Source organism: Paraburkholderia tagetis (genome assembly GCF_022213065.1).
Taxonomy (GTDB): domain Bacteria; phylum Pseudomonadota; class Gammaproteobacteria; order Burkholderiales; family Burkholderiaceae; genus Paraburkholderia; species Paraburkholderia tagetis.
The window spans coordinates 1-6536 of sequence record NZ_JAKLJA010000096.1 but is presented as its reverse complement, the minus strand read 5'-3'; the positions used below and the strand labels follow the sequence as shown (position 1 = coordinate 6536).

4 protein-coding genes are annotated in these 6536 nt (G+C 65.0%); 1 reads left to right on the top strand and 3 read right to left on the bottom strand.

Annotation, left to right across the window (positions count from 1 at the left end):
- Positions 1-169: 169 nt before the first annotated feature.
- The 3 genes from L5014_RS38205 to mnmC all read right to left on the bottom strand — a co-directional run bounded on the left by L5014_RS38205 (position 170) and on the right by mnmC (position 5668).
- Positions 170-1285: a YbdK family carboxylate-amine ligase gene (locus tag L5014_RS38205; RefSeq protein WP_238469041.1), complete on the bottom strand. Its 1116-nt coding sequence runs from the start codon at positions 1283-1285 to the stop codon at positions 170-172.
- Between the two features lie 99 nt (positions 1286-1384).
- A complete protein-coding gene (locus tag L5014_RS38200; RefSeq protein ID WP_238469040.1) occupies positions 1385-2590 on the bottom strand; it encodes a cation:proton antiporter in 1206 nt (401 codons plus the stop codon).
- A gap of 1017 nt (positions 2591-3607) precedes the next feature.
- Positions 3608-5668, bottom strand: a complete 2061-nt coding sequence (gene mnmC, locus L5014_RS38195; RefSeq protein WP_238469039.1) for a bifunctional tRNA (5-methylaminomethyl-2-thiouridine)(34)-methyltransferase MnmC2/FAD-dependent 5-carboxymethylaminomethyl-2-thiouridine(34) oxidoreductase MnmC1 — start codon at positions 5666-5668, stop codon at positions 3608-3610.
- Positions 5669-6097: 429 nt separating this feature from the next.
- On the opposite strand from mnmC, the gene L5014_RS38190 reads away from it, so the two are divergent.
- Positions 6098-6376, top strand: coding sequence for an HU family DNA-binding protein (locus L5014_RS38190; RefSeq protein ID WP_027815965.1), 279 nt, complete (start codon positions 6098-6100; stop codon positions 6374-6376).
- Positions 6377-6536 lie beyond the last annotated feature (160 nt).

Sequence of the window (6536 nt, the reverse complement as noted above, 5' to 3'; positions counted from 1 at the left end):
TTCTCTCGGTCTCCCCTCGGTTAGCCGGTAGTCGATCAACCGATCCGAACCGCCGTGTACGGACCCGTACGCACGGTGGTGTGGGAGGGGTCGGGCCGCGAGGCCTGCCCCTATCCCGATCATGCGCTTTTAGGGGTCCGACGTTGCCCGGACGGCAGACGCGGCCCGCTCAGGCGCGCCAGCGCAGACATTGCTGCCGCACCGCCTCGTGCAGTGACTTTTCCTCGGCGACCACGCCGCGCAACCACGTTGCATCGTTGGTCTGGGCGCGCGCGATCGTGCCGATTTCGGCAAGCGCACGCGTGGAGCCGAGCGCCTCGCCATGCGGCGCGATCTTGTCGAGCGTGGCCAGAATGTCTTCGGAAATGGTGCGGCGCTCGCCCGTCTGCGGATTGACGCAGGTGCCGGCGAGGCCAAAACGGCACGCCTGGAAGCGGTTGAACGTGTAGACGAGGTAATCGTCCTCGCGCGGGTAGATTGGCCGGTCGGTCAGCAGATGGCGCGCGAGCGTCTGGATGTAGCAGGCGATCGCCGCCGCCCGCTCGACCGAAAGCGGCGTGTCCATGACGCGCACCTCGATCGTGCCGAAGCCGGGCTTCGGGCGGATGTCCCAGTAGAAGTCTTTCATGCTGTTGACAACGCCGGTGTGCACCATCTTCGAGAAGTATTCCTTGAACTCCTCCCAGCTGAGCATGAACGGCGCGCGGCCCGAAAGCGGAAACGCGAACACGGAATTCAGCCGTGCCGAATGAAATCCGGTGTCGACGCCCTGCACATACGGCGACGATGCCGACAGCGCAATGAAATGCGGAATGAAGCGCGAGAGCGAATGCAGCAGGAACAGCGCGCTGTCGGCATCCGGACAACCGATATGCACGTGCTGGCCGAACACCGTGAACTGCTTCGCGAGATAGCCGTACAACTCCGAAAGGTACTGAAAACGCGGCGTATCGACGATGCGCCGGTCGCTCCACTGCTGGAACGCATGCGTGCCGCCGCCGCACAGGCCGACGTTCAGGCGGTCCGCGGCGGTGACTAGCACGTCGCGGATCTTGCGCAGATCGGCCACGGCCTGCTCGTGATGCGTGCAGATGCCCGTGGAGAGCTCGATCATGCTTTCGGTGATCTCGGGCGTGATGTTGCCCGGAATCTCCTGATCCTTGATGAGACGCATGAGGTCGCTGCCCGCCTTGGTCAGATCGTAATCGTGCGTGTTGACGACCTGCATTTCGAGTTCGACGCCGAACGTGAATGGCTGCGAATCGACAAAAGTTTCCAGTGACATGACATCCCCTCTTTTCAGCCGCGCCGCGCGCAATGCCGATTGTCTGGTCGGCACGCGCTCGCGGCGGGCGGTATTTCCTGGCGGCCGGGGCCGCCGCATTCATTTTTCGCCGCGTTCGCCGACGAGCGCAAGCGCACGGTAGACGAGCCACGGCCCGAGCAACTGCAGCACGACGATCGAGCACATCATGATCGCGCGCAGCCGCGGATCGAACGACGGGTAAAGATCGTAGGTGTCCTCCACGAGCAGGAGCGCGAGTGCGGACATGGGCGTAAGCGCAAGACCGAGCGCGATGCCCTGCTTCCATTCGAGCCCGCTCGGCTTCGCGAAGATCAGCACGCCGACGAGTTTCGCCACGAGACGCGCGACGATGAGCCCCGCCGCAGCCCCGCCGCCGACGAGAATGTCGTGCCATTCGAAGGTGGTCATCGTGAGCACGAAGAGGATCACGGTGAGGAGCCACCCGGCCGTGCCGAAATGCTGCGGCCACAATTGCGGCCGCACTTCCAGATTCTTCACGATGATGCCCGCGGCCAGCAGGCTCAGAATGGTCGAGAGCTTGAGCAGGTGCGCCACGGCAATCGCGAGCAGCACGAGGCCGAAGAGCGCGACGAACGAATGCTCGTCCTGCGGGCTCAGGCGGCGGTAGAACAACGTGCAGGCGCGCGCGAGCACATACGCGATGACGATCGAGCCCACCAGCAGATAGAGCGGCTGCAGGATGGTGGCGAAAACGTTGCCGTAGATTTCCTGGTGCAGCCAACCCGACGCGAGCTTTTCGATCACGACCGCATACATGCTGTTGAGCGCCGTGAGCGTGAGAAGACGCTGCGTGACCTGGCCTTCGGCGCGCAGCTCGGTCTTGAGCTGGATCACCATCGCCGGCGAAGTCGCCATGGCAATCGAAGCCACGACGATGGCGACCATCGCGGGCACCGAGAGGAACAGCAGCACGACGAGCACGAGCACGAAGGTCAGCGTGGCTTCGGCGAGACTCGAGAGAATGATCCACGGATTACGGCGGATCCAGCGTAAGTCGAGCCGGCTGCCAAGCTCGAACAGCAGCAGGCCGAGCGCGACATCGAGCAGTGGGCGTGCGGCATCGGCCGTACCGACGCCGATCACGCCAAAGCCCGCCGCACCGGCAATCAGGCCGATGATCGCGTAGCCCGAAATGCGCGGCAGCCGCCAGGCGCGATAACAGAGCTCGCCGACGAGACCGGCGGCGAGCAGCGCAAGCCCCGCCCAGAATATGCCGTCTGGCTGCAACGGCCAGGCAGGAAAGAACGAAAACGCCGACTTCATCGTGGTGGCTTCTCCTTGGCAGAACATCTTGCATGGGATCGGACCGGGCGCGACGTCAAAACACCTGACACCCCGCGCCCGGCACATAGGCAAGCCACATGCCGGGCAGGTGCCGCATGGGCATCGCAACCGCACGAAGCACTTCGCGTGACGGTTGCGCCCGCTTCATCGCGCCGGGCCCGCTGCGACGTGCTGCGTTTTTGACGCTACACGCACTGGCAGATGGGGCACGCAGACTCGCTACCCGATGGCGGGCGGCCAGACACGACGGACAACAACGGGAAACTCTGCACCGGCGCCGCTCGCGCGGCGAACCGCCGGTACGGGCGCTTCCTGTGTGGATTGTCAGCGCCCGCGTTGGGTGAACGAACGCTGCCGACCCTCCTGAGCACTCAGATTCAGGACAAGCGGCATCCGTTCCTTGGACGCGTCGGCCATCTACTGCGGCACATGACGCGGAAAAGAACGGGGATTGTGCCATAGCTCTTTTGCAGTTGTCCCGGTCTGCCGGAAAAGTTGGCGAAGCCGGTAAATGCGCCCGTTTTCGACGACCTTTTACGACGATAAGGAAAAAATGACCGTCGCGCCAGTGCAGCGGCGAGTGATGTCGGAACGGCGCGGCAGCGCCTTCCCGTCTTCCCGACCGATAGCGCCAGCGTTGGGTTTACTGTTTACCGTATGTATACGTAGTAGAAGTTAACAAAGGCGTGGCTTTGCTGTGGATAACCCCTGTATACCTATGTGAATCATCGGCTTGGCGCTCGTAAAACCGTGCGCGAAGTATGTGAGGTGCCGACTGGTATCGAAGAGTAACTTTTGGCCCGCGAGAATGAGCTGCCGAGTTACCCCGTTTACGTCCACATCGCGTCCACACCGGATTTACCCACAATCCGCGCGGTTATCCACAACTTTGCGTGGACAACCGTATTGGTCAGGATATTGGGTTGGGAATTGAGGGTTGGAGAGAGGGGGATCGGCGCGCGCCCGTATCGAGCGCGGGGCCCGGCGGGTGCGTGACTAGAGACTGCGCTGGCGCAAGGCGCGTTGCAGAAAGCGCGCCGGATCGACCTGCTCGGCGAGCTCGCGCTCGATGGGCCACGGCTCGCCTTCGAGTTGCGAGGCGATGAGCTCGGCGCCGAGCGCGGCCCACACGAGCCCGCGCGAGCCGAACGCGAATGCGCCATAGAGGCCGGGCGCGCGTGGCAAGTCGAGTGGCCATGCGCCGGAAAGCCGCTGCGCGTCGCGCCGAGCGGCGGCTTCGTCGCCGAGTTGGCCCAGCATCGGCAGGCGGTCGCTCGTGACGCAGCGCAAGGCTACGCGGCCTCGCCAGGCGTCCCGATGTGCGCCCTCATGTGTACCGGGATATACACCGGCCACGGCGTCCGAGGCGGCCGCTTGCAGGTCCGGCAACATGCGCGCGACACGCTCGAGGTTCTCCACGTGGCCGGCATCGCGCAGCGTCGTGTCGGTGTCGTCGACTTCGTAGGTGGCGCCCGTGAGCGTCACGCCGCCTGGCAGCGGCACCGCGTAGCCGTCGCCGATCACGGGCACGCGCAAGGACGCGAGCGGGCTTTCGTCGAGCAGCGTGAGCTGGCCGCGCACGCTGCGAGTGGGGGCGAAGTCGAGCGCCGCGGCGCGCGCGGCGTCGTGCGCGTTGGCGAAGATCACTGCGCCGGCCTGCGCGACGAGCGCACCGCTTGCATCGAAGACTTGCCACGTATCGCCCACGCGCTCGATACGCGCGGCCTGCACGCCGTAACGCAGGTCGACCTGCGCATCCGGGTAGGCGCTTGCCGCGGCAAGCTGCGCACGGCACAGCGAAGCCGGATCGATCGCGCCGCCGCGCGGATAGAACCAGCCGCCCTGTGCGAGCGCAACGCCGGCAATCGACTCGGCCTCTGCGCGGTCGACGCCGCGCACGAACTCATCGGGATAACCAAACGATGCGAGCGCTTCGGCGACGGCTCGCGATTCGTCGTCCGCCGCGAGATGCAGGAGTCCTGCATGCGAGCGCAGCGGCGCCTCGATTACCCCGTGCGTGCACGCCTGCGCGGCGGCGTCCAGCGCGGCCCAGCGCTGCAACGCGTAGAGAAACCCGGCGCGGGTGATGCGCGACGCGCTGCTGTCGTCGCGCGAAACGAGCGGATGGAACACGCCGGCGGGATTGCCCGAGGCTTCGCGGGCGGGCGCCGCGTGCCGTTCGAGGAGCGTGACGTGCCAGCCGCGCGCCGCAAGCCGCTCGACCATCGCACTGCCCGCGAGCCCCGCGCCGATCACCACCGCGTGCCTGCGCGCAAGTGCAAGCGGCAGTGGCGGCTCGTAACGCCGCACACGCCAGCGCGGCGCGAAGCGGCCGACCAGCATCGTCCACTTCGTTCCGAAGCCGGCGGTCTTGTGGTGTTCGAAGCCGTTCTGCTCGAGCGCGCGCTTCACTTCGCCTGCGCTGCACCAGGTCGCGAAGGTGGCCTCCTCGCCCGAGACGCGCGCGAGTGCCTTGAAGATCGCCGGTGACCAGAGCTCGGGATTCTTCGCAGGGGCGAAGCCGTCGAGATAGATTGCGTCGGCCCGTAACCACATTTTGGGAAGCGTCTCGAGCGCATCGCCGAAAGCGAGTGTGAGCGTGACGCGCCCGCCTTCGAACTCGAGCCGGTGCGTGCCGGGCACGAGCATCGGCCAGGCATCGGCGAGTTCGTGCGCAAGACGCGCGATCGACGTGCCCGACGTTTCCGGCGTGTGAGGTGCATGCGCAACCACTGCATCGAGCGCCGCGCGCAGATCGTCACGCAAAAATGGATGCTTTTCCACCGAGACGAAATGCAGGCGCTCGCAGCGCGCGGGCGCATTGCGCCAGGCCGCCCACGTCGCGAGGAAGTTCACGCCCATGCCGAAACCCGTTTCGAGCACGGTGAAAAGGCGCTTGTTCTGCCAGCGCCCGGGCAGGCCGTTGCCGCGCAAAAAGACGAATTCGGCCTGTTCGAAGGCGCCGAAAGTGCTGTGATAGACGTCGTCGAAACGCGGCGAATACGGCGTGCCGTCTTCGCGAAAGGCGAGCGTGGCGGGGATCAGTGTGGCAGTCATGACTCACGCGAGGGCTGGAAACGGCGGGTCTCGAAGCGGGTGGTGCGGCGGCAAACGCCCGTGGGTACTGGGTTTGCGGGCACAAAGCGTTGGCGCGGCGCAACGCCTGGAACGTTAAATTTGCGCGCGCGGCACCCCTTTTCCGATGCAGCAACCGTCAAAAATACGAGCAGGCGCGTAAAACCCGCGCAAACCACTCTAAATCTTCGAAACCCTTGTCGTTATTGGGTTTGCGCTGCGCTATCATAGCAAGCGCCGCCCAGGGAAGCGGCAGCACGGACGTCGCGGGGCAAGCGCATACGTTGGCCACCGCAACGAAAATCGCCGGGGTGCTCCGGGTCCGTCGCTGCTCGACGGCGCGGCACGCGACCGTATAATCGGCGCGTTCGCGCTGTTCGTGTCAACCTAAACACAGAAAGGAACTTCTCAATGAATAAACAGGAACTGATCGACGCCGTCGCAGCACAGACGGGCGCTAGCAAGGCACAAACCGGCGAAACGCTGGACACGCTCCTCGAAGTGGTCAAGAAGGCTGTGTCCAAGGGCGACGCGGTTCAGCTGATCGGCTTTGGCAGCTTCGGCTCGGGCAAGCGCGCGGCGCGTACCGGCCGTAACCCGAAGACGGGCGAAACCATCAAGATTCCCGCAGCCAAGACCGTCAAGTTCACGGCTGGCAAGGCGTTCAAGGACGCCGTCAACAAGCGCTAAAGCATTGCCGCTTTAAGTTGACACCCGCCCCTGGCGGGTTTTTTTTGTGCGCCGAGCATGCGCAACAGCTTGGGGGTGAGAGTCCCCTGCCCAGCCAGATGGGGCGAAGGGCTAGTGAAACGCAAGGGCGTCGTCGCGAGGCGGGGTCTGAAGGAAGCGT